Origin of the sequence: Pantoea sp. CTOTU46764 (assembly GCF_031974595.1) — a bacterium.
Taxonomy (GTDB): Bacteria; Pseudomonadota; Gammaproteobacteria; order Enterobacterales; family Enterobacteriaceae; genus Pantoea; species Pantoea trifolii.
In genome coordinates, this window is sequence record NZ_DALYOQ010000078.1 from 1 (window position 1) to 21861 (window position 21861).

The 21861-nt window shown below is 57.7% G+C and carries 20 protein-coding genes; 9 read left to right on the forward strand and 11 right to left on the reverse strand.

From position 1 onward, the window contains the following. Positions 1-186 precede the first annotated feature (186 nt). On the reverse strand, positions 187-1218 hold the full coding sequence (gene rsmC, locus RTM06_RS19685; protein WP_008101784.1) for a 16S rRNA (guanine(1207)-N(2))-methyltransferase RsmC: 1032 nt from the start codon (positions 1216-1218) through the stop codon (positions 187-189). A 106-nt stretch (positions 1219-1324) separates the two neighbouring features. Here rsmC and RTM06_RS19690 point away from each other — a divergent pair, with 106 nt between their 5' ends. The 3 genes from RTM06_RS19690 to yjjG are packed head-to-tail and all read left to right on the forward strand — an operon-like array spanning position 1325 to position 2839. Next, positions 1325-1735, forward strand: a complete 411-nt coding sequence (locus RTM06_RS19690; protein WP_312184436.1) for a DNA polymerase III subunit psi — start codon at positions 1325-1327, stop codon at positions 1733-1735. Next, positions 1707-2147 carry a ribosomal protein S18-alanine N-acetyltransferase gene (gene rimI, locus RTM06_RS19695; RefSeq protein WP_008101780.1) on the forward strand — a complete coding sequence of 147 codons (441 nt, stop codon included), beginning with the start codon at positions 1707-1709 and terminating at the stop codon, positions 2145-2147. Before RTM06_RS19690 ends, rimI begins: the two co-directional genes overlap by 29 nt. Positions 2148-2155: 8 nt before the next feature. Further along, positions 2156-2839 carry a pyrimidine 5'-nucleotidase gene (gene yjjG, locus RTM06_RS19700; RefSeq protein WP_265301066.1) on the forward strand — a complete coding sequence of 228 codons (684 nt, stop codon included), beginning with the start codon at positions 2156-2158 and terminating at the stop codon, positions 2837-2839. Between the two features lie 158 nt (positions 2840-2997). On the opposite strand, the gene RTM06_RS19705 is transcribed toward yjjG, so the two are convergent. Beyond that, complete coding sequence (locus RTM06_RS19705) at positions 2998-3678, reverse strand: YtjB family periplasmic protein (protein WP_293797909.1); 681 nt, start codon at positions 3676-3678, stop codon at positions 2998-3000. A gap of 107 nt (positions 3679-3785) precedes the next feature. Between RTM06_RS19705 and serB the strand changes: the two genes are divergently transcribed. From serB to nadR, 3 genes are all read left to right on the forward strand, one after another. Then, positions 3786-4763, forward strand: a complete 978-nt coding sequence (gene serB / locus RTM06_RS19710) for a phosphoserine phosphatase (RefSeq protein ID WP_256698349.1) — start codon at positions 3786-3788, stop codon at positions 4761-4763. 13 nt (positions 4764-4776) lie between these two features. After that, on the forward strand, positions 4777-6162 hold the full coding sequence (gene radA, locus RTM06_RS19715) for a DNA repair protein RadA (protein WP_007886867.1): 1386 nt from the start codon (positions 4777-4779) through the stop codon (positions 6160-6162). A 138-nt stretch (positions 6163-6300) separates the two neighbouring features. Continuing rightward, positions 6301-7527, forward strand: a complete 1227-nt coding sequence (nadR, locus tag RTM06_RS19720; RefSeq protein WP_312184442.1) for a multifunctional transcriptional regulator/nicotinamide-nucleotide adenylyltransferase/ribosylnicotinamide kinase NadR — start codon at positions 6301-6303, stop codon at positions 7525-7527. A gap of 50 nt (positions 7528-7577) precedes the next feature. On the opposite strand, the gene ettA is transcribed toward nadR, so the two are convergent. Next, positions 7578-9245, reverse strand: a complete 1668-nt coding sequence (ettA, locus tag RTM06_RS19725) for an energy-dependent translational throttle protein EttA (RefSeq protein ID WP_312184444.1) — start codon at positions 9243-9245, stop codon at positions 7578-7580. A gap of 194 nt (positions 9246-9439) precedes the next feature. Beyond that, positions 9440-10204, reverse strand: coding sequence for a DNA-binding transcriptional repressor DeoR (deoR, locus tag RTM06_RS19730; protein WP_312184446.1), 765 nt, complete (start codon positions 10202-10204; stop codon positions 9440-9442). Between the two features lie 371 nt (positions 10205-10575). Here deoR and rbsK point away from each other — a divergent pair, with 371 nt between their 5' ends. The 3 genes from rbsK to RTM06_RS19745 are packed head-to-tail and all read left to right on the forward strand — an operon-like array spanning position 10576 to position 13838. Further along, a complete protein-coding gene (gene rbsK, locus RTM06_RS19735) occupies positions 10576-11493 on the forward strand; it encodes a ribokinase (protein ID WP_312184448.1) in 918 nt (305 codons plus the stop codon). A 9-nt stretch (positions 11494-11502) separates the two neighbouring features. Continuing rightward, positions 11503-12828: an L-fucose:H+ symporter permease gene (gene fucP / locus RTM06_RS19740; protein ID WP_008101752.1), complete on the forward strand. Its 1326-nt coding sequence runs from the start codon at positions 11503-11505 to the stop codon at positions 12826-12828. Next, on the forward strand, positions 12825-13838 hold the full coding sequence (locus RTM06_RS19745) for an aldose 1-epimerase family protein (RefSeq protein WP_312184450.1): 1014 nt from the start codon (positions 12825-12827) through the stop codon (positions 13836-13838). Before fucP ends, RTM06_RS19745 begins: the two co-directional genes overlap by 4 nt. Before the next feature lie 66 nt (positions 13839-13904). Here the strand turns inward: RTM06_RS19745 and urtE are convergent, their stop codons facing one another. The 7 genes from urtE to RTM06_RS19780 all read right to left on the reverse strand — a co-directional run. Next, positions 13905-14603 carry an urea ABC transporter ATP-binding subunit UrtE gene (gene urtE / locus RTM06_RS19750; protein WP_137385120.1) on the reverse strand — a complete coding sequence of 233 codons (699 nt, stop codon included), beginning with the start codon at positions 14601-14603 and terminating at the stop codon, positions 13905-13907. Between the two features lies 1 nt (position 14604). Next, positions 14605-15396, reverse strand: a complete 792-nt coding sequence (gene urtD, locus RTM06_RS19755; RefSeq protein ID WP_312184453.1) for an urea ABC transporter ATP-binding protein UrtD — start codon at positions 15394-15396, stop codon at positions 14605-14607. Further along, on the reverse strand, positions 15389-16465 hold the full coding sequence (gene urtC, locus RTM06_RS19760) for an urea ABC transporter permease subunit UrtC (RefSeq protein ID WP_256698354.1): 1077 nt from the start codon (positions 16463-16465) through the stop codon (positions 15389-15391). The genes urtD and urtC overlap by 8 nt, the downstream gene beginning before the upstream one ends. Next, the gene (urtB, locus tag RTM06_RS19765) at positions 16465-18030 is read right to left on the reverse strand and encodes an urea ABC transporter permease subunit UrtB (protein WP_312184455.1); all 1566 of its coding nucleotides are present in this window, start codon (positions 18028-18030) and stop codon (positions 16465-16467) included. Before urtB ends, urtC begins: the two co-directional genes overlap by 1 nt. 161 nt (positions 18031-18191) lie before the next feature. Further along, positions 18192-19460 carry an urea ABC transporter substrate-binding protein gene (urtA, locus tag RTM06_RS19770; RefSeq protein ID WP_312184457.1) on the reverse strand — a complete coding sequence of 423 codons (1269 nt, stop codon included), beginning with the start codon at positions 19458-19460 and terminating at the stop codon, positions 18192-18194. A 28-nt stretch (positions 19461-19488) separates the two neighbouring features. After that, positions 19489-20187 (reverse strand): GntR family transcriptional regulator, encoded by a 699-nt coding sequence (locus tag RTM06_RS19775; protein WP_312184459.1) that lies wholly within the window; start codon positions 20185-20187, stop codon positions 19489-19491. Between the two features lie 9 nt (positions 20188-20196). Next, the coding region (locus RTM06_RS19780) for a carboxyltransferase domain-containing protein (protein ID WP_312184461.1) at positions 20197-21861 on the reverse strand (1665 nt) is incomplete at its 5' end.

Consider the following 21861-nt stretch of genomic DNA (forward strand, 5'->3'; position numbering starts at 1 on the left):
CGTAAGAACACTAACACCTGAAGCTAGCGCGTCTACCAATTCCGCCACCATCGCAAACTAACAACACCCTAAAGTATTGCTAACCACGGAGGCGCATTTTAGAGATTTTACTCATTGCGTCAACACATATTTCGCGACGGCAAAACGATCGCTGTAAAAAGCAACGTTTCTGCCGCCGCGCTTGAATTAACGCGTTTTGGCACCGCGACCGTAGACGGCGCGATAGACTTTAAAGCGTCCGGTTTGCGCCAGCACTTCGTGATTGCCGAAGGTTTCATCGAGAATTTGCGGATACGGCAGGAAGGCGTTAGCCACGATACGCAGTTCGCCGCCGCTGTTCAGATGCTTAAGCGCACCGCGAATCAGCGTGTTGGCCGCTTCAAGGCTGGTTTGCAGGCCATCGTGGAACGGCGGGTTGGAGATGATCATGTCAAAACGGCCGGTAACGTCAGAGAACACGTTACTGGCAAACACTTCACCTTCCAGTTCGTTGGCGGCCAGCGTGGCTTTACTCGCTTCAATCGCAGCAGCATGCACATCACACAGCCACAGACGCACGCGCGGCGACACTTTCGCCATCACGGTCGCCAACACGCCGCTGCCACAACCGATATCCAACACTTTGCCACGGAAGTGCGGCGTCAGCGTGGAGAGCAGCAGATCGCTGCCGATATCCAGACCATCGCGGCTGAACACGCCCGGCAAGGTATGGATGGTGAGATCCTCGAGCTGATAGGTATTGCCGTAGCTGCTGGCATCAAAAGTCGGCTGCTTATCGAGACGACCGTGATACAGGCCGCAACGACGCGCGCTGTCGACTTTCTCCAGCGTTGCCCACTCTTCCAGCATGCCTTCGGCGCTGCGCACGCCGCTGCGGTTTTCACCCACCACGAAGATATCGCAGCCAACCGGCAGCAGAGAGAGCAGATTTTGCAGCTGGTACTGCGCTTCGGGTTTGTTTTTCGACCAGTAATAAACCAGCGTATCGCAGCCTTCAACATCGGCAGCGGTTGCGACCATGCTGTAAACCGCACGTTCACCAAGGCGGTGGCTGAGGTTCTGCCAGTGATGATATTGCTGGGTATGCACGCGGCTCGACGCGGTTTCTAGCTGGGCGGGCAGGTCATCCTGCAAGTCGCCAGCGAACAATACGTGGCGGGCGGTAAATTCATCACTGTGGCGCAGAATCACTTCGCTGGCCGGGGTAAAAGCAGACATGGAACGCTCCTGTTAAATCAGAGCGTGGATTATAGTGCTTTGTTGGCGCATGTTCGATGGGTTTGCTAGCATAGCGTCGCATTCTGGCAGCATAACGGGTAATAGCATGAGCACAAGGCGCGACTGGCTTCTACAGCAAATGGGGATTACGCAGTATCAGCTGCGGCGTCCGCGCGTGCTGCAAGGGGAAATTGCCGTCACGCTTTTGCCCGACACACGTTTGGTTCTGGTGGCCGAACAGGCACCGACGCTACAAGAACCGCTGATTCGCGACGTGCTGCGCGCGTTAAACCTTCAACCCGCGCAGGTGATGGCGTTAATGCCAGACCAGCTGCAAATGCTGCCGGAGCAGGTCGACTGCGCTGGCTGGCTGCTGGGCGTCGAGAGCGAACATCCCTTTAACGGCATTACCTTTAACACCGCCGTTTTCAATGAACTGATCAGCAGCGGCGCTGCAAAACGCGCCCTGTGGCAACAAATGTGTAACCATGACAGCCATCTCTTTAGTCACCCCTGAAGACCAGCCGCAGCTGCTGGCGATTGAGCGCCGCGCGCATGCCTTTCCGTGGAGCGAGCAGACGTTTAGCAGCAATCAAGGCGAACGTTTTGTTAATTTCCGTATTGATGTTGAAGGTAAGCTGGCCGGATTCGCCATCACCCAGGTGGTGCTGGATGAAGCCTCGCTGTTCAACATTGCGGTGGATCCCGATTTCCAGCGTCGCGGCCTGGCGCGCCAGCTGTTGCAGCATCTGATTGCTGAGCTCGAACAGCGCGACGTCATGACGCTATGGCTGGAAGTGCGCGCCTCAAATACGCCAGCGATTGCATTGTATGAGCAGCTGGATTTCCATCAGGTGAGCGTACGCCCCAACTATTATCCCACTGCCAGCGGACGAGAAGATGCCATCATTATGGCGCTAACCCTTTAAGGAGCACCATGCTAAACGATTGGGACTGCATCCTGTTTGATGCAGACGACACGCTTTTCCATTTCGATGCTTACGCCGGTTTGCAGCGCATGTTTGCCCGCTATGACGTGCAATTTTCCGCGCAGGATTACACCGATTATCAGGCGATCAACAAGCCGCTGTGGGTCGATTACCAGAACGGCACCATTTCCGCGTTGCAGCTGCAAACGCGCCGCTTCACCTTGTGGGGCGAAAAGCTCAGCGTCGCGCCGGAAGTGCTCAACAGCGATTTCCTCAGCGCGATGGCCGATATCTGCCTGCCGCTGGAAGGCGCAGCGCATCTGCTGGAGACGCTGAAAGGCAAGGTGAAGATCGCCATCATCACCAACGGTTTCACCGCGCTACAACAGGCGCGCCTTGAGCGCACCGGTTTCCGTGATGTGTTTGATGCGCTAGTGATTTCTGAAGAAGTTGGCGTACCGAAACCTGACGTGGCGATCTTCGACCATACGCTGGCCTTGTTGGGCAATCCGGATCGCAGCCGCGTGCTGATGGTCGGCGATACGCCGGAATCGGATATTCTCGGCGGCATGAATGCCGGCCTGAAGACTTGCTGGATCGATCACGGCACGCGTCCGTTACCCGATCACATCACGCCAACCTGGCAGGTGAAGACGCTGACCGAGCTGGAAGCGATTCTGACCAAAGATTAAAAGTATCTATTCACCGTTATCATTGTGATGATGCTAAGAAGCCCGCTGTGCGGGCTTTTTTGTGCAAAAAATCTATTCAAGTATCTATTCACGAATCTATTCACGAATCTATTCACGAATCTATTCATGAAGGTGCTGAGGAGGAAACGGAGAGATCGTTAACGCTCTTTTTCGGTCTCGGATGTTGCCGTCGCCGCCTCTTCTTCCTCTTTCTCTTTATCCTCTTTCACCGTGCGGCTCGCCGTCAGCAGGAACGGCGATTGCTGCCAGCGGGTGCGGCGGTCACGCAGCAGGGTGCGCGTCAGGATTATGCCGATGGCCAGCGCCAGTAACATCATCAGGCGCAGGATGTTGGTGGTGTTATCCACCTGACGTGATTCCGTCACCAGCACGTGGGTATCCAGCGTGACGCGCAGAAAACCTTGCGGGCCATCTTTGCCTTCCAGCGGCTGCACAATTTGATGGTTAAAGTAGCTACCGGCGCGTTTGCCATCCAGCGACAGGCGATCGCGCACATTAATGCTTTCGCCGCTGTGCGCCACCAGGCTGCCATCATCGGCGTAAACGGAGGCATCAAGAATACGGCTGTTATCGGTCATCTGATTGAGGATCGCGGCAATCTGCGTGCGGTTATCGTCGCTGTTATCCATCAACGGTTTAAGGCTAAACGCCACCTGTTTAGTCAGCGTGCGCGCCAGTTCTTCCACTTGTTCAGAGCGTGCCATTTGATGGCCGAGGCTAAACCAGGATGCACCTTGCATCAGAACCACTAACAGAGCCAGCGAGATAAGAACAATCACCGTGCGATGCAGGCGAAATTTCAGTGCGGTTTTAACCATCAGAAACCCGTGTGATGTAACAGCAGAAAGGCTGGCAATTATGTTGCCAGAACCCGCGCAGACAAGGTAGCCTCTTGCGTGGTTTTGTTGTCCCTACAGGAGCTGTAATGCCAAATCGTCTTACCTGGTGCGATCTGCCCGCCGATGTTTCACTTTGGCCGGGTTTACCCCTTTCCCTCAGCGGTGATGAAGTGATGCCGCTGGATTACCGTGCCGGTCGAACTGGCTGGTTGCTGTATGGGCGCGGGCTCGATAAACAAAAACTCACCGATTATCAGCATAAGCTGGGTGCGGCGATGGTGATCGTCAGCGCCTGGAATGTCGATGAGTATCAGGTGATACGTCTGGCAGGCTCGCTGACGCCGCGCGCCAGCAAACTGGCGCATGAAGCCGGTTTTGATGTCGCGCCGCTCGGCAAAATCCCGCATCTGAAAACCCCTGGCTTGCTGGTGATGGACATGGATTCCACCGCGATCCAGATTGAGTGCATCGATGAGATCGCCAAGCTGGCGGGCTGCGGTGAGCAGGTGGCGGACGTCACCGAACGCGCCATGCGTGGCGAGCTGGATTTCAAAGCCAGCCTGCGCGAGCGCGTCGGCACTTTAGCGGGCGCGGATGCCAATATCCTGATGCAGGTGCGCGACGCGCTGCCGCTGATGCCAGGCTTAACCACGCTGGTGCAGAAACTGCAGGCGCTGGGCTGGCAGGTGGCGATCGCCTCGGGCGGCTTCACCTTCTACGCCGACTATTTGCGCCAGACGCTGCATTTAGCTGCGGCGGTGGCCAACGAGCTGGAAATTCGCGACGGCAAGCTGACCGGCCAGGTGCTGGGACAGATTGTCGATGCCCAATTTAAAGCCGATACCCTGAACGATCTTGCCGAGCGCTTTAATATTGCCCCGGAACAGACCGTGGCGATTGGCGATGGTGCCAACGATCTGCCGATGATTAAAACGGCGGCGCTGGGTATCGCCTATCATGCTAAACCTAAAGTGAATGAGCAGACGGAAATCATCATCCGCCATGCTGACCTGATGGGCGTGTTCTGCATCCTGACCGGCAGCCTGATTCACGAAGAGCGTTAACTGAGGATTTGATTTGGCCAAAGCGGCAAAACGCGCCTTCGTTTGTAACGAATGCGGCGCTGATTATCCGCGCTGGCAGGGGCAATGCAGCGCCTGCCATGCGTGGAACACCATCACCGAGGTGCGCATTGCCGCCTCGCCTGCGGCGGCGCGTAACGAGCGTCTGAGCGGTTATGCCGGCGGCAACGCGGGCGTGAGCCGCGTGCAGAAGCTTTCAGAGATCAGCCTCGAAGCCCTGCCGCGTTTCTCTACCAGTTTCAAAGAGTTCGATCGCGTATTGGGCGGCGGCGTGGTGCCGGGCAGCGCCATCTTGATTGGTGGTAATCCGGGCGCCGGTAAATCGACGCTGCTGCTGCAGGTCATGTGCAAGCTGGCGGAAGGGATGAAAACCCTGTACGTCACCGGCGAAGAATCACTGCAACAGGTGGCGATGCGCGCCCATCGTCTGGGATTACCCACCGAAAACCTCAACATGTTGTCGGAAACCAGCATCGAGCAGATCTGTCTGATCGCCGAGCAGGAGCAGCCGAAGCTGATGGTGATCGACTCGATCCAGGTGATGCACATGGCGGAGATCCAATCCTCGCCCGGCAGCGTGGCGCAGGTGCGTGAAACGGCGGCGTACCTGACGCGCTTCGCCAAAACGCGCGGCGTGGCGATCATTATGGTCGGTCACGTCACCAAAGACGGTTCGCTGGCCGGTCCGAAGGTGCTGGAACACTGTATCGACTGTTCGGTGATGCTGGATGGCGATGCCGATTCCCGTTTCCGTACCTTGCGCAGCCATAAAAACCGCTTTGGCGCGGTGAATGAGCTGGGCGTGTTTGCCATGACCGAACAAGGCATGCGCGAAGTCAGCAATCCTTCGGCCATCTTCCTGTCACGCGGTGATGAGATCACCTCGGGCAGTTCGGTAATGGTGCTGTGGGAAGGCACGCGTCCGCTGCTGGTCGAGATTCAGGCGCTGGTGGACCATTCGATGATGGGCAATCCACGCCGCGTCGCGGTTGGGCTGGAGCAGAATCGCCTGGCGATCCTGTTAGCGGTGCTGCATCGCCATGGCGGCTTGCAGATGGCGGATCAGGATGTGTTTGTTAACGTGGTCGGCGGCGTAAAAGTCACCGAAACCAGCGTCGATTTGGCGCTGCTGATGGCGATGGTATCGAGCTTCCGCGATCGTCCGCTGCCGCAGGATCTGGTTATCTTTGGCGAAGTGGGCCTTGCCGGCGAAATTCGCCCGGTGCCGAGCGGTCAGGAGCGGATTTCCGAAGCGGCGAAGCACGGTTTCAAGCGCGCCATCGTTCCGGCCGGTAATGCACCGAAGAAACCGGTAGAAGGGATGAAGGTGTACAGCGCGAAGAAGCTGGCGGATGCGTTAGCGATTCTGGATGAGTTGTAACGGGTTTCCCTCACCCTAGCCCTCTCCCAAAGGGAGAGGGAACCGATCGGCGATGTTTATCTTTTCTCCCTCTCCCTCTGGGAGAGGGCCGGGGTGAGGGCAACCGCACTCCATTTTATTCCACGCAGGAGGCACGCAATGTCATCATTTGACTACCTGAAAACAGCCATTCGCCAGCAAGGCCACACGCTGCAGCAGGTTGCCGACGCCAGCGGAATGACCAAAGGCTACTTAAGCCAGCTGCTCAACGCCAAAATCAAAAGCCCGAGCGCGCAGAAGCTGGAAGCGCTGCACCGTTTTCTTGGCCTGGAATTTCCGCGCCGTGATAAAACCGTTGGTGTGGTGTTCGGGAAATTTTATCCGCTGCATACCGGCCATATTTATCTGATCCAGCGCGCCTGCAGTCAGGTCGATGAACTGCATATCATCATGGGCCACGACAATCCGCGCGATCGTGAACTGTTTGAAAACAGCGCCATGTCGCAGCAACCGACCATCAGCGATCGACTACGCTGGTTGCTGCAAACCTTCAAATACCAGAAAAATATCCGCATCCATTCGTTTGACGAAGAGGGCATTGAACCTTATCCGCACGGCTGGGATGTGTGGAGCGGCGGCGTCAAAACCTTTCTGGCTGAGCAGGGCATTGAGCCGAATTGTGTCTACACCAGCGAAGAAGCCGATGCCGCGATGTATGAGCAGCACCTCGGCATTCCAGCGGTGGTGATCGATCCCAATCGATCCTTTATGAACATCAGCGGCGGCCAGATTCGTCAGGATCCATTCCGCTACTGGGAATATATTCCGACCGAAGTGAAGCCGTTCTTCGTGCGCACCGTGGCGGTGCTGGGCGGCGAGTCGAGCGGCAAATCAACGCTGGTAAACAAGCTGGCGAATATCTTCAACACCACCAGCGCATGGGAATATGGCCGCGATTATGTTTTCTCGCACCTCGGTGGCGACGAGATGGCGCTGCAATATTCCGACTACGACAAAATCGCGCTGGGCCAGGCGCAGTACATCGACTTCGCCGTGAAGTACGCCAGCAAAGTCGCCTTTATCGATACCGATTTCATCACCACGCAGGCGTTTTGCCTCAAGTATGAAGGACGCGAGCACCCGTTTGTGCAGGCGTTGATTGATGAGTACCGTTTCGACCTGGTGATTTTGCTGGAAAATAACGTGCCCTGGGTGGCGGATGGATTGCGCAGCCTCGGCAGTTCCATGGATCGCCGCGAGTTCCAGACCATGCTGATCACCATGCTGCGTGAAAACAATATCGAGTTTGTTCACGTCAAAGAAGATGACTACGACACGCGCTTCCTGCGCTGCGTCGAGTTAGTGAAGCAGATGCTGGGCAGTTGATTCAGCCATAAAAAAAGGCGCCATGCGGCGCCTTTTTCACAGCAAAAGCCTTACTTCGCCATACGCTTGTACTTGATACGTTTCGGCTCCAGCGCGTCGGCGCCGAGGGTACGTTTCTTGTACTCTTCGTACTCGGTAAAGTTACCTTCGAAGAACTCCACCTTGCCTTCATCTTGATAATCGATGATGTGGGTGGCGATACGGTCGAGGAACCAACGGTCATGCGAGATCACCATGGCACAGCCTGGGAATTCCAGCAGGGCGTTTTCCAGCGCGCGCAGGGTTTCGATGTCGAGGTCGTTGGTTGGTTCATCGAGCAGCAACAGGTTGCCGCCGACTTGCAGCAGCTTGGCGAGGTGCAGACGACCGCGCTCACCACCTGACAATTCACCCACGCGTTTGCCCTGATCGGTGCCTTTGAAGTTGAAGCGACCAACGTAAGCACGGCTTGGCATCTCGGTGTTGCCCACGCGCATAATATCCTGACCGCCAGACACTTCTTCAAACACGGTTTTGGAGTTGTCCATCGCGTCACGGAACTGATCAACCGATGCCAGCTTGACGGTTTCGCCCAGCTCGATGATGCCGGAATCCGGTTGCTCCTGACCTGACATCATGCGGAACAGCGTTGATTTACCCGCGCCGTTCGGACCGATGATGCCGACAATCGCACCTTTCGGTACCGAGAAGGTCAGATCGTCGATCAGCACGCGATCGCCATACGATTTCTTCAGGTTGGTCACTTCCAGCACTTTGTCGCCGAGGCGTGCGCCAGGTGGAATGAAGAGTTCGTTGGTTTCGTTACGCTTCTGGTAATCGGTGTTGTTCAGCTCTTCAAAGCGTGCCAGACGGGCTTTGCCCTTGGACTGACGGCCTTTCGCGCCTTGACGCACCCACTCCAGCTCTTTCTCGATAGATTTGCGACGCGCCGCTTCAGAAGACGCTTCCTGCGCCAGACGCTGATCTTTCTGCTCCAGCCAGGAAGAGTAGTTACCTTCCCACGGAATACCTTCGCCGCGGTCCAGCTCCAGAATCCAGCCAGCCACGTTATCCAGGAAGTAACGGTCGTGCGTGATCGCCACAACGGTGCCTTCGAAGTCGTGCAGGAAGCGCTCGAGCCACGCCACGGATTCGGCATCCAGGTGGTTGGTTGGTTCGTCGAGCAGCAGCATGTCTGGCTTTTCCAGCAGCAGACGGCACAGCGCCACGCGACGGCGCTCACCACCAGAAAGGGTCGCGATTTTGGCATCCCAGTCTGGCAGACGCATCGCATCAGCCGCACGGTTCAGTTGCGTATCGAGGTTGTGACCATCATGCGCCTGGATCACTTCTTCCAGACGACCCTGTTCAGCGGCCAGCTTGTCGAAATCCGCATCGGGATCGGCATACAGCGCATACACTTCGTCGAGACGCTTCAGCGCGCCAACCACTTCGGAAACTGCTTCTTCAACGGATTCACGCACGGTGTGCTCCGGGTTCAGCTGCGGTTCCTGCGGCAGATAACCCACGTTGATGCCCGGCTGCGGGCGTGCTTCCCCTTCAATATCGGTATCGATACCGGCCATGATGCGCAGCAGCGTCGATTTACCCGAGCCATTCAGGCCGAGTACACCGATTTTTGCTCCAGGGAAGAAGCTAAGAGAAATATTCTTCAGGATGTGACGCTTCGGCGGAACGACCTTGCCGACGCGATGCATGCTATAGACGAATTGAGCCACGTTGGATTGAGCCTTTTGGTCTGTGAGTTATGAACTTTAGGTACAGAAGTTTAGCTGTTTTCACCTTTTATTCATACCCGTCATACATCGGCTTGCTGCGGTCTTTATCGGTCACCATAAATGGCGACCCTACAACACATCTGCACGCTTTTGTAGGGTCGCCATTTATGGTGACCACATGCAATATCATCAACTTATGGCAAACGCAGCGGGATGTTTTGTTGCGCCAGCCAGCTCTTTAGCACCGGTTCGGGCGCGCTATCGCTGACCAGCAAATCAAAACGACGCAGTTCACCAATGCGCGCCGGCAGCACTTTGCCAAATTTACTGCTGTCCGCCACCAGCACGCGCTGACGTGCGCGTAGCATCGCGTGGTGCTTCATCGCCAGCTCGTTAATGTTGTAGCAGGTTGCGCCCTGTTCCTGATCGATGCCTGCCGCTGAAATAAACGCCAGCGTCGGGCAGAGATCGTCGAGGATCGAATGCGCGCCAATCGGCGTGAACAGCGCGTTGTCGGCGTGGAACTCGCCGCCGCTCAGGATCACATTGCAGGCCGGTTTCTCTTTCAGCGCCAGGAAAGTGTTCATCGCGCAACAGATGGCGGTGAACGGCAAGGTGTCAGGGATCGCATCCACGATGTAGGGCAGCGTGGTGCCGCAATCAAAAAACACCGTGTCATTTTCACTGATCAGATCCGCAGCAGCCTGCGCCAGGCGCTGCTTGCGTGCGGCGTTCTGACCGTGCTGATCGGAGATGAAGTAGTGCCCGGCGTGGCTTTTGGGATCGCTAACGATATAGCCGCCCAGCAGCACTACGGTTGAAGCCGGTTCGGTGAGATCGCGGCGGATAGTCATTTCCGACACGCCCAGCAGCTGCGCCGCGTCTTTCAGATGCAGTTTATCGGTGCGTTTCAGCGCCTGAGCCAACTTGTGAATACGTTCGTCGCGCCGGGTTTCCATGATCATCTCTGCGTAATTAATCCTGAAGTCGAAGTAGCCTGGTCAAAAATCACGATAAATCTCACATATTTTAATGATTTGCGACGTATTCAGCAGGCCAGTTTTCAATCATACCTGTAATGAGATCGGCCCGCAAACCTCACGCAGTGCCGCCAATGTGTTGCCCTCTAGCCGCTTCGCTCGCCGCCAGGTTGCCTGCCCAATGTTGTTGCGTTGTTAGAATAATAACATTCATTTCCATGAATGAATGGCTGTTTATCGGCTTTTTATCAGGATGTCGAGGTGTGAAATTTATCACATAATTAACTTTATTAACCTGATATTGTTATTTTAATAACATTATAAAGCTAAAAATTCACCGGGAGAAAACAATGGATATTGCGGTTATTGGGTCAAATATGGTGGACCTCATTACCTATACCAATCAGTTGCCGAAAGCGGGCGAAACGCTGGAAGCACCTGATTTTGCTATCGGCTGTGGTGGCAAAGGTGCTAATCAGGCCGTGGCGGCGGCGAAGATGGGCGCCAGCGTGATGATGGTGAGCAAAGTCGGCGACGATCTGTTTGCGCCGAATACCGTGGCCAATCTGCAACAGCAGGGCGTTGATACCCGTTTTGTCACCACCGCGCCAGGCACCTCCAGCGGCGTGGCACCGATCTTCGTTGACGATCAGTCGCAGAACCGCATTCTGATTATCAAAGGTGCCAACCAGCAGCTGAAACCGGCGGATATTGATGCCGCCGCCGAGGCGCTGAAAAGCTGCCAGCTGATCATTCTGCAACTGGAGATCCCACTGGAAACCGTTTACTACGCCATTGATTTTGCCCGTCAGCACCACATCAAAGTGATCCTCAATCCGGCACCGGCGGTAGCGGATCTCAATATCGAATACGCCTGCAAATGCGACTTTTTCATGCCGAATGAAACAGAGCTGGAGATCCTCACCGGCATGCCGGTCACCACCGATGAAGAGGTGAAACTGGCGGGGCAATCGCTGCTTAAACGTGGGCTGAAAAACCTGATCATCACGCTGGGCGGACGCGGTTCGCTGTGGATGTCCGGCGACGATGTGCATCAGGTTGCACCCACGGCGGTAAAAGCGGTGGACACCAGCGGCGCGGGCGATGCCTTTATCGGCTGCTTCGCCCACGAGCTGGTGAAAAGCGGCGATATTCCGGCCGCGATGGCGCAAGCCTCGGCTTATGCCGCCTGCAGCGTGACCGGTCGCGGCACGCAGCGCTCCTATCCCGACGCGGAAACCTTCCAGCGTTTTCTCAACGTTCACTGAGGTCGAGTTATGCAACCGAACATTGTTCAGCAATCTGATGGCTATCTGAATAAAACGCCGCTGTTCCAGTTCATTTTGCTCTCGTGCCTGTTCCCCTTGTGGGGCTGTGCGGCGAGTCTGAACGACATCCTGATCACCCAGTTCAAAAGCGTGTTCGCGTTAAGCGATTTCGCCAGCGCGCTGGTGCAGAGTGCGTTCTACGGCGGCTACTTCCTGATCGCCATTCCGGCCTCGCTGGTGATCCGCAAAGCCACCTATAAACTGGCGATTTTGCTGGGACTGGCGCTGTATATCGTGGGCTGCGTGTTGTTCTATCCCGCTTCGCACATGGCGACCTACACCATGTTCCTCGCGGCGATTTTCGCCATCGCTATCGGTTTGAGCTTCCTCGAAACCGCTGCCAATACCTATAGCTCGATGATTGGTCATCGCGATCACGCCACGCTGCGCCTCAATATCAGCCAGACGTTCTATCCGGTCGGTGCATTAATGGGGATCGTGCTGGGCAAATATCTGGTATTCCAGGAGGGCGACAGTCTGGAAAGTCAGCTGGCGGGCATGAACGCTGAACAGGCGCATGCGTTCCGTCTCACTATGCTCGAGCACACGCTGGAACCCTACAAATATCTGGTGATGGTTTTGGTGGTGGTGATGCTGCTGTTCCTGTTCACCCGCTATCCGCGCTGTAAGCCGGAAAGCAGTGAAAAATCCCTGCCGTCGCTCGGCGAGACCTTCCGCTATCTGGCGGCGAATCGTCACTTCAAACGCGGCATTGTGGCGCAGTTCCTGTATGTCGGCATGCAGGTGGCGGTGTGGTCGTTCACCATTCGTCTGGCGCTGACGCTTGGCGCGATCAATGAGCGTCATGCCTCTAACTTCATGATCTATAGCTTCATCGGTTTCTTTATCGGTAAATTTATCGCCAACTTCCTGATGACGCGCTTCCGTGCGGAGAAAGTGTTGATTGCCTACTCGTTGCTGGGTGTTCTCGCGCTGGCGTATGTGATGTTTGTGCCGAACTTTACTGCCGTGTATGCCGCGATCTTTGTCAGCGCGCTGTTTGGTCCATGCTGGGCGACGATCTATGCCGGTACGCTGGCGACTGTCGATAATAAATACACCGAAGTGGCGGGCGCGTTTATCGTGATGTCGATTGTCGGTGCCGCCTTTATTCCTGCGATTCAGGGCTTCGTCTCCGATCATCTGGGATCCATGCAGCTGGCGTTCGGCGTTTCGCTGCTGTGCTTCGCCTGGGTCGGTTACTTCTTCTGGGGCGAGCTGCGCCATAAAAAGCAGGCGGAAGCAGCGGGTCGTTTAGTCGAGGAGATGCCATGAAAACCCGTTTACCATTACGTCGTGAGCAGTTTCACGAAACGCCCGCCACGCTGCTGCGCAACGAGACGTTCCACGTCGAGCTGTTTCGCTATCCCGCCGGCGTGGAAGCGGTGCGCATCAGCAACCCACGCGGCACGGTGATCGTGCTGCCGTTTTACGGTCAGATGGTGTGGGACGCCAACTTTGACGGCCATTCGCTCACCATGGGCCACAGCTTTAAGCAGCCGCTGCCCGGCAGTTCGATCATTGATACCTACGGCTGCTTTGCTTTCCACTCTGGGCTGCTGGCTAACGGCTGCCCGGCAGAGGATGACGAACATTCGCTGCACGGCGAAATGGCCTGCGCGCGCATGGACAGCGCGTGGATGGTGCTGGAGGAGGATCGCGTGTCGCTGGAGGGCGAAACCGAGTATGTGAAGGGCTTCGGCCATCACTATCTTGCCGCACCGGCGGTGCGCCTTGAGGCCAATGCAGCGCGCCTGCACATTGAGATGAACGTCACCAACCTGGCGGGTGCGCCGATGCCGCTGCAGTATATGTGTCATCTGAACAGCGCCTGGCTGGATCAAGGCCGTTTCCAGCAGTCGATCCCGACCGATGCTTTCCAGTTGCGCAGCTCGATCCCGGCACACGTGAAGCCTACACCGCAGTGGCGCGCGTATACCGATCGGCTGGCGCGCGATCCGCAGGCGTTTCAGCAGCTGGAGCAACCTGAGATGTGCGATCCGGAGATCGTGTTCTTTGCGGACGATCTCCAGCAGTACGGCGATGAGATGCAGTTCGAACTGCACTCACCGCAGGGATTTGCCCTGATGACGCGCTTCTCCAGCCAGCAATTCCCGCACGCCACGCGCTGGATGCTGCACAACCGCGATCAGCAAGTCGCTGCCTATGTGCTGCCGTCGACCTGCCGCCCGGAAGGTTTCAAAGCTGCGCAGCGCGCCGGCACGCTGATTGAGCTGGCACCTGGCGAACAGCGCCATTTCAGCGTTGAAACCGGTATTTTGTAGGGGCGCCATTTATGGCGACCTGGTTTCCAGGTGCGCATGAATGCGCACCCTACGAAAATGATGCAACTAAATCGCCACCAACCCGCGCACGCCGTCAGCTTCCATTGCGGAGCCAGCACCGCGCTGCACGATCTCGCCGCGCGACATCACCAGATAGCTATCGGCCAGTTCGGCGGCGAAATCGTAAAACTGCTCGACGAGCAGAATCGCCATATCGCCGCGCTGCGCCAGCTGGCGGATCACCGCACCGATCTCCTTGATTACTGACGGCTGGATCCCTTCGGTCGGTTCATCGAGGATCAACAGCTTTGGTGAACAGGCGAGGGCGCGGCCAATCGCCAATTGCTGCTGTTGTCCGCCCGACAGATCGCCGCCGCGTCGTGCTTTCATCTCACGTAGCACCGGGAACAGTTGATAGATCTCCTCCGGCACCGCTTTGGCCTGTGCGCCAGAAAAACGCGCCAGCCCCATCAGCAGATTCTCTTCCACCGTCAGGCGCGGGAAAATTTCGCGCCCTTGCGGCACATAAGCGATACCCGCCTGCACGCGCTGGTGTGGCTTGCGGCTGTTGATCACGTTATCCTGCCAGCGAATCTCGCCGGACTTGGCCGGAATTAGCCCCATCAAACATTTCAGCAGCGTGGTTTTGCCCACGCCGTTGCGTCCCAGCAGGCAGGTAATTTCACCCGGTTTCGCCTCAAACGACAGCCCGCGCAGAATGTGGCTGCCGCCGTAATATTGATTCAGTTCCGCGACTTGCAGCATGTTAGCGCCCCAGATAAACGTCGATAACCCGATCGTCCGCCTGCACTTCGCGTAACGATCCCTCAGCCAAAACCTGGCCCTGATGCAGCACGGTGACGTGATCGGCAATGGTTTCAACAAAGCCCATGTCGTGCTCGACCACCATTAGCGAATGCTTACCGGCGAGGCTGCGAAACAGCTCGGCGGTGTACTCGGTTTCGGCGTCGGTCATGCCGGCCGCCGGTTCATCCAGCAGCAGCAGATGCGGGTCCTGCACCAGCAACATGCCGATCTCCAGAAACTGCTTCTGACCGTGCGACAGCAAACCGGCTTTGCGCTGGCGTTCACCGCCCAGCCGCAGCAGTTTCAGCACCTCATCAATGCGATCCTGCTGCTCGCCGTTCAGCCGCGCATGCAGGCTGGCCCACACCGATTTGTCATTTTTCAGCGCGATTTCCAGATTCTCAAACACCGTCAGCGCTTCGAAAACCGTGGGTTTCTGGAACTTGCGTCCAATACCGGCACGCGCGATCTCCACCGGCGACATTTTGCTGAGATCGGTATCCTGGTCGTAGATCACCTGGCCATTATCCGGCCGGGTTTTACCGGTGATCACATCCATCAGCGTGGTTTTTCCCGCGCCGTTGGGGCCGATCACGCAGCGCAATTCGCCGACGCCGATCTTCAGCGAGAGATCGGTTAGCGCGCGGAAACCGTCGAATGACACGTTGATCTTCTCCAGCTGCAATACTGGATCGGTTTGTTCACGATGACGATCCGAGGGATGAGGTTGGGTAAACAGGTGTTCAGTCATCACGCCTCCGGCGCAGCAGGCCAATCACGCCACGCGGCAGGAACAGCGTGACCAGGATAAACATCAGGCCAAGGAAGAACAGCCAATATTCCGGGAAGGCGACGGTAAACCAGCTTTTGGCCCCGTTGACAATGGCGGCACCGAGCAACGGACCAATCAAGGTGCCGCGTCCGCCCAGCGCCACCCAAATCGCCGCTTCAATCGAGTTGGTCGGTGACATTTCACTGGGATTGATAATGCCGACCTGCGGCACATAGAGCGCGCCCGCCAGCCCGCACAGCACCGCCGAAAGCGTCCAGACAAACAGCTTGAAGCCTTTAGGATCGTAACCGACGAACATCAGGCGGTTCTCCGCATCGCGCACGGCGGTCAGCACACGGCCAAACTTGCTGCGTGCCAGCGCGAAGCCAATGCCGAGGCTTACCAGCAACAGCAGCACCGTGGCGACAAACAGCCCGATGCGCGTGCCGGTCGCGGTGACGTTAAAGCCAAGCAGCGTGGTAAAGCCGGTAAAACCGTTATTGCCGCCGAAGCCGGTTTCGTTGCGGAAAAACAGCAGCATGCCGGCGTAGGTTAGCGCCTGCGTCATGATCGAGAAGTAGACGCCTTTGATTTTCGAGCGGAAGGCGAAGAAGCCAAACACCAGCGCCAGCAAACCCGGCACCAGCATGATCAGGCACAGCGCCCAGGCAAAATGTTGCGTGCCCGCCCAGAACCACGGCAGTTCGTTCCATGAAAGGAAGGACATAAACGCGGGCAAGCCGTCGCCGGATGCCTGACGCATCAAATACATGCCCATCGCATAGCCGCCAAGCGCGAAGAACAGGCCGTGACCCAGCGACAGCAGCCCAGCGTATCCCCACACCAAATCGAGCGCTACCGCGACCACGGCGTAACAGAGAATCTTGCCGACCAGCGTCAGCGTGTAGGTGGAGATCGCCAGCGGATGCGTGGCGGGCAGCAGGGCGCAGAACGGCAGCACCAACAGCAGCGCGGCGATCACCACGCCAAGGCTGATGGTCAGGCGCGGCGCTTTGCGCGCGATGGTTAACGTCATTGGCTGGCTCATCAGTCAATCACCCTCCCTTTGAAGGCAAACAGGCCCTGCGGACGTTTCTGGATAAACAGCACGATCAGCACGAGGATGAGGATTTTGCCGAGCACTGCGCCAATCTGCGGCTCCAGCACTTTGTTAAGAATGCCGAGGCCAAAGGCGGCGACCACGGTGCCCGCCAACTGTCCGACGCCGCCCAGCACCACCACGAGGAAGGAGTCGATGATGTAGCCCTGACCGAGCTCCGGCCCGACGTTGCCAAGCTGCGACAGCGCCACGCCGCCGAGTCCGGCAATGCCAGAACCGAGGCCAAACGCCAGCATATCGATGCGTCCGGTCGGCACGCCGCAGCAATCCGCCATCGCGCGGTTCTGCGTTACGGCGCGCACGCTAAGGCCGAGACGGGTTTTATTCAGCAGCAGCCAGGTGAGGCCCAGTACGGCAAATACGAACAGGATCACCGCGATACGGTTGTAAGGCAGCACCAGATTGGGCAACAGCTGCAACCCGCCGGAGAGCCAGCCTGGGTTCGCCACTTCCAGGTTCTGCGCGCCAAACAGCATGCGCACCAGCTGAATCAGCATCAGGCTGATGCCCCAGGTCGCGAGCAGCGTTTCCAGCGGGCGTCCGTACAAGTGGCGGATGATGGTGCGTTCCAGCAGCATGCCCATGCAGGCGGTGACCAGAAACGCCACCGGCAGCGCCAGCAGCGGATACCACGCCAGCCACTGCGGTGCGAACTGCTGGAACAGGCTTTGCACAAACCAGGTCGCATAAGCGCCCAGCATCAGCATTTCGCCGTGCGCCATATTGATCACGCCGAGCAGGCCGTAGGTGATGGCGAGGCCCAGCGCCGCTAATAACAAGATCGAACCCAGCGACAGGCCGGTAAACGCCTGACCGAGCAGATCGCCCCACATCAGGCGCTGTTTAATCTGCTTCAAGCTGGCAGCGGCGGCGTCACGCACGCTGGCATCGGGTTCATTGCTGGCCTGAGTTAAGCGCGTGAGGCTGGCCTGCATGTTGGGATCGCTGGATTCGCCGAGCAGTTTGACGGCTTTGAGGCGCAGCGCGGCATCCGGGCTGGCGAGTTGCAGATTGGCCGCTGCCATGAGCAGTACGTCGTGCACTTTCGCGTCTTTTTCCAGCGTGAGCCGCTGCTCAATCAGCGGCAGCATATCGGCGACGCCATCGTTTTGCAGTTGTTGTGCGGCACGTAAACGGATCGCGGCATCGTCACTCACCAGTTGGTGGGCGGCGAGGGCGCTGGCGATCAGCATGCGCAGGCGGTTATTCATAAACAGCTTTTTGGTGTCGCCGTCGGGTTGTTGCACGCTGTCGAGCGGCTGCAGTGTCTCGCCCTGTTTGCTGAACGGCTGCTGTTTTTGGTCGATGACCACGGTTTCATTGCGCAGCGCCTGCAGCAGCGGCAGGCGATTAGCCTGCGGTGCGGCGGCCCACTGCTGGAGCAGCTTGGCTTGTTGCGTGCGGCTGGCGGCCGCGAAGTCTGCGCCATCGCCCGCCTGGGCGAGCCAGGGCAGCAGTAACAGCAGACAGCAGAGATAACGGCGGATTGTCATGGTTCTGGCCCTATTGGAAAGGTGCGGGCTGATGCCCTCACCCTAACCCTCTCCCACGGGGAGAGGGGACTGATCGAGCGAGCTTACATATTGCAGCGTCTCCCTCTCCCTGCGGGAGAGGGCCGGGGGGGGGGGATCAAACCGCACCTCACCCAAAAAAATTACTGCGTTGATTTCACCGGATGATCAGGCTTCTTATCGTTACCCGCGATGTACGGGCTCCACGGCTGGGCGCGCACTGGTTGCTGGGTCTGCCACACCACGTTGAACTGACCGTTCTCTTCCACTTCGCCAATCATCACTGGCTTATGCAGATGGTGGTTAGTTTTATCCATGGTCAGCGTGAAACCGTCTGGCGCTTTGAAGGTTTGTCCCGCCATCGCTGCGCGCACTTTATCCACATCGGTGGTGCCTGCTTTCTCTACCGCCTGCGCCCACATGTGCAGGCCAACATAGGTCGCTTCCATCGGGTCGTTGGTCACCACGGTGTTAGCGTTCGGCAGGTTGTGCGCCTTAGCGTAAGCGCGGTAATCCGCGACGAATTTGGCGTTGGTTGGGTTATCCACCGACTCGAAGTAGTTCCACGCCGCTAACTGTCCGACCAGCGGTTTGGTATCGATGCCGCGCAGCTCTTCCTCGCCGACCGAGAAGGCGATCACTGGAATATCCGTGGCTTTGATGCCCTGGTTGGCCAGCTCTTTGTAGAACGGCACGTTGGAGTCGCCGTTGATGGTGGAGATCACTGCGGTTTTGCCACCGGCAGAGAACTTCTTAATGTTGGAGACGATGGTCTGATAATCGCTGTAACCAAACGGCGTATAGACCTCTTCGATGTCTTTATCCTGTACGCCTTTGGTGTGCAGGAAGGCGCGCAGAATCTTGTTGGTGGTGCGCGGATAGACGTAGTCGGTGCCCAGCAGGAAGAAGCGTTTGGCGCCCCCGCCTTCTTCGCTCATCAGGTATTCCACCGCCGGAATCGCCTGCTGGTTCGGCGCGGCGCCGGTGTAGAATACGTTCGGTGACATCTCTTCGCCTTCGTACTGCACCGGATAGAACAGCAGGCCGTTTAGCTCCTCAAACACCGGCAGCACCGATTTACGCGATACCGAAGTCCAGCAGCCAAACACCGCCGCCACTTTGTCCTGGGTCAGCAGCTGGCGCGCTTTCTCAGCGAACAGCGGCCAGTTGGAGGCCGGATCGACCACCACCGGTTCCAGCTTTTTGCCCAGCACGCCGCCTTTGGCGTTGATCTCATCGATAGTCATCAGCGCCACATCCTTCAGCGGCGTTTCGGAGATCGCCATGGTGCCGGAGAGCGAGGACATAATGCCGACCTTGATGGTGTCAGCAGCCTGCGCCGCAAAGGCAAAGCCCATGCTGGCCACAGAGGCAGAGAGCGCGAAAGCCTTGAGCAACGAACGTCTTTTCATCAGTAAACCCCTCACGATGTTTGTATTGTTATTCAATGGGTTGAAGTCGAGCCTGCTGTAACATATGCAATGTGATCTTTCTGACCTCTGCCTTACTGACGGCGATGTGGTCGGTTAAAATGCGCTGCGCCTCCTCGGTTTGTTGCTGGAAAATCGCCCGTAAAATCTGGGCGTGCTCGCGGTATGTCGCCTCCATTCGGTCGTCACGGGTAAAATCGAGACGGCGAATGATGCGGATTTTTTCGGTCAGTTCGGCGTGGATGCGCGCCATCTCCTGATTGCCAGCGGCGGCCACCAGCGCCATGTGAAAAGCTTCATCCTGCGCCGAAACCGCTTTGCCATCGGCCAGCAGCGGCGCATCGATCCAGAAGCTTTTCAGCGCGGTCAGCATGTCAATGCACTGCGGTGCGGGCAGCGCGCACAGGCGGCGCACCGCTTCGCACTCCAGCACGGTACGGAAGTCGTACAGCTCTTCGAAATATTCGAAGTCGAACGGCTTCACCTGCCAGCCGCTGCGGAACCACACTTCGACGTAGCCCTCGCGCTCCAGCCAGAACAGCGCCTGACGCACCGGCGTGCGGCTCACTTCCAGCCGATCGGCGATTTCGTTTTCGCTGAAGCGGTCGCCCGGCATCAGTCGAAACTCAAAAATGTCCTGCTTCAGCGCCTGGTAAACCTTCTCGGCCAGCGCTTCCGGACGACCTTTGCTACGAGGGCTTGTGTTCATGCCAACTCCTTATTCCAGCCACAGCAGGGCATCGCCCGGACTCACCGGACGTCCTGCCTGGCAGGCAATGCGTTTCACCGTGCCCGCCTGCGGCGCGACAATCGCCAGTTCCATTTTCATCGCTTCTACGATGATCAGCGTTTGACCGGCTTCCACCGCGTCGCCCGGCTGCACCAGCACTTTCCAGATGTTGCCGTTCATATCGGCGCACACCGCCAGCGCATCGTCATCGGCTTCAGCCACCACCAGGGTCTCTTCGCTGGTGAGCGGCGCGTTCTGCTCTTCCTGTGCCCACAGCGTCACTTCCTGTTCGAAGGCGGCGGACTGACGCTGACGGAAATCGCTGATCGACGCGGCGTTTTCGGCGAGGAATTGATGATGGGCGGCAAAGTCGAATACCGTTTCTTCGATGCGCACCGTGGCGCGGCCTTCGCGGAAGTCATCGCGCAGCTGCGTCAGTTCATCTTCGGTGACCGGGTAGAAGCGCACCTGATCGAAGAAGTGCAGCAGCCACGGCTCGTCGGCGGCGAATTGATCGTTTTTGAGGAACTTGTTCCAGATTGGCAGCGTGCGGCCTACCAGCTGATAGCCGCCAGGTGAATCCATGCCGTAGATGCACATGTACATGCCGCCAATGCCAACCGTGCCTTCGGCGGTAAAGGTGCGCGCCGGGCTGTATTTGGAGCTCAGCAGACGATGGCGTGGATCGATCGGCACCGCACACGGCGCGCCGAGATAGACATCGCCGAGACCGAGAATCAGATAGCTGGCATCGAAAATGGTGTCGCGCACCGCTTCGCGGCTCTCTAAACCATTAATACGCTGGATGAAATCGACGTTGTTTGGCAGCCACGGCGCGCTGGCACGCACGGTTTCTTGATAGCGTTCGACCGCGCCGAGGGTAGCGCTGTCTTCGAAGGCCATCGGCATCCAGACAATGCGCGACGGCACTTTCAGCTGGCTGACATCGCCGAGCCCGGCTTCCAGTTCCAGCAGCAGCTGCATCAGCTGTTTCTGGCTGAGAATCAAGCTGTCGTAGCGCACCTGCAAAGAGCGCACGCCCGGCGACAACTCTTCCACGCCCGGCACCGCGCGTTCACGCAGCGCATTCATCAGCAGATGCACGCGTAGACGCAGCGCCAGATCCAGCACGTTGTCGCCGTACTCAATCAGCACATATTTATCGCCCGCCTGGCGATAAACCGCCGCTGGCGTGGTTGCCGTGGCAGGGAGCGCCGCCAGCAAGGTGGCGGAACCGATATCGCTGGCCGCTAAAGAGGGCACTTCGAAGGCTGGCGCGTGGCTGCTGCGCAGGGTGGCCACGCTGTGCGCCTGGGCTTTTTCCAGCGCCACCGCTTCGTCAGCGCTGATCGGGTGGAAGCGGATTTTATCGCCCGGTTTCACCTGGCCGACTTTCCACAGCTCGGCTTTGGCGATGGTCACCGGGCAGACGAAGCCGCCGAGGCTTGGGCCGTCGTGCGTCAGGATCACCGGGAAGTCGCCGGTGAAGTTCACCGCGCCGATGGCGTATTCGCAGTCGTGCACGTTGGAGGGATGCAGGCCGGCTTCGCCACCGTTGGCGCGCGTCCACGTCGGTTTCGGGCCCACCAAACGCACGCCGAGGCGGTTGGAGTTGTAATGCCCCTGCCAGTCGCTGGCAAAGAACTCATCAAT